This is a genomic window from Rhodococcus zopfii NBRC 100606 = JCM 9919 (assembly GCF_001895025.1).
In the GTDB taxonomy this organism is placed as follows: Bacteria; Actinomycetota; Actinomycetes; order Mycobacteriales; family Mycobacteriaceae; genus Rhodococcus; species Rhodococcus zopfii.
The window spans coordinates 1-1,794 of record NZ_BCXI01000105.1; the positions used below are offsets into that span (position 1 = coordinate 1).

A 1,794-nucleotide genomic window follows, 5' to 3' on the forward strand; every position below is an offset into this window, starting at 1 on the left:
CCAGCCGGTTGGGCCATCATGCTGCACTCCGTCAGCTCGGCAACTGTCTCGTCGGGATCCTCCACCGCGCTCGTCCGATCTTCCACCACACCCGCGACGTGATCGAAGCGCACCTGACCATCGTGTCCACCGGGACCGATGTCGCGCTGGCGGTCGCCGGACCGAAGGAGTCGGTATGGCAGATCCGGCAGAGTGCGGCACGCACTCGCCACCTGGCCGGAAGATCCTGCGGCGCAACAGGTCCTGAGCACCGCGATCGACGACGCGGACGCCGACGTGCGCGCCTACGCCTGGCGCGCGCTCCTGGACCCGGTCCGGGTCTGAGGGACCGGGCCGGACAAGTGGTTCACCCCCGTCGCAGCGCGTACTCGGTGTACATTCCGACGGGCGTGAATCCGATCCGCTCGTAGACGGGCGCACCGTCCTCAGACGCCTGCAACACGACCCGCTCCACCCCGGCCGCCCGGGCACGTTCGACTGCCGCCAGGGTCACCGCGGTGCCGAAGCCCCGCCTGCGATGGGCCTCGAGGGTGACCACGCCGTAGAGACCGGCAACGCCGGCTGCCAGGTGGATCTCCGCCCCCGCCACAGGTTCGCCGGCGAGATAGCCGACGACGAAGGTGCTGGCGCACTCGCTCCGTAGGATCGCTGAACCCGCGGCCTCGAAGAAGTCGAACACCGCAGGGGACGGCGGCGTCCAGTTCCTGGCCATCAGCTCCGCATAGTGACGCAACTGCTCGCGATTCGTCACGGTCACGACCTTCAGGTCCGTGTCCGGCGCGGGCAACTGGATCTCCATCATCGACGCGGTCATCGCCAGCTCAGTCTCCGACGCCCGAAGGCCCCGCTCCCGCAGCAGCTCACCCAGGTTCGCCGGCGTCGAGGTCGGAGCAACCCACCACGAGAACGGGCGCCCCGCCGCCCTCACCGTGGCCAGAATCTCCTCGAGTCGTGCCTGCGCCGTGAGCGGCGCCATCCGCGCCCGGCACACCAGGTTGAAGGTGTCGTCGTCCAGTCCGCTGTCCACGATCAGGATGTCGCCGGGATCGTGCACCGTCGCGCTGGCGACCGTGGGGTGCAGGTGCCCCGCATGAGACGCGAGGTTGAGTTCCATTGCTCCCATCAGATCATCGCCCACACCGCGATCCTAGTGAGCCCATCGTTCCCCGCCTGAGTTGGCTCATTTCGTTATGATGAGGCTCAGCGAAAGTGCCCAGACGTGCTCGGTGAAAGTGCTCACCCGCAGGCGGGTTTCACTGTAGCGGTTGTCGGGTCCCGGTGGTGGCCCTGCGGAGGTTCTCCGAGCGGGCGTGGTGGTCCCGTAGGCGGTAGGAGTCGCCGTCCAGATTGAGCACGACCGAGCGGTGCAGGAGTCGGTCGAGCATGGCCGCGGCGACGGTGGTGTCACCGAGCACCTCGCCCCACTCGCCGACCCCACGGTTGGTGGTGATGACGATCGAGGTCTTCATATAGCGTTGCGCGACAACCTGAAACAGCGCCGATGCGGCCTCTCCGGGCAGGGGTAGGTAGCCGAGTTCGTCGATCACCAGCAGGGTCGGTCCGGCGTAGAACCGCATCGTCGTCGCCCACCGGCCTTCGATCGCGGCGCGGTGGCAGCGGGCGGCGAGGTCGGCGGCGGTGGTGAAATAGGTGCGGTAGCCGGCGTGCGCGGCGGCGCGGGCCAGGCCGACCGACAGATGCTTCTATGTCCTGTCAAGCGGCGTGAGGAAGCTGGTGTAGCCCCATCGCGTGAGCTTCCAGATGGCGGTAGATCTGGCGGGCAATGGCACGTTT

General features: G+C 67.9%; 2 protein-coding genes and 1 pseudogene. 1 reads left to right on the top strand and 2 read right to left on the bottom strand.

The window, feature by feature from the left end:
- The first annotated feature begins 192 nt into the window (after positions 1-192).
- Entirely contained in the window at positions 193-324 is a 132-nt protein-coding gene (locus tag RZ1_RS31740; RefSeq protein WP_280522860.1) for a hypothetical protein, read from the top strand.
- A 22-nt stretch (positions 325-346) separates the two neighbouring features.
- Here the strand turns inward: RZ1_RS31740 and RZ1_RS29290 are convergent, their stop codons facing one another.
- Both RZ1_RS29290 and RZ1_RS29295 read right to left on the bottom strand, forming a co-directional pair.
- Positions 347-1,138, bottom strand: coding sequence for a GNAT family N-acetyltransferase (locus RZ1_RS29290; protein ID WP_238072480.1), 792 nt, complete (start codon positions 1,136-1,138; stop codon positions 347-349).
- A gap of 115 nt (positions 1,139-1,253) precedes the next feature.
- Positions 1,254-1,700: pseudogene (locus tag RZ1_RS29295) on the bottom strand (ATP-binding protein); the annotation flags it as partial.
- Positions 1,701-1,794 lie beyond the last annotated feature (94 nt).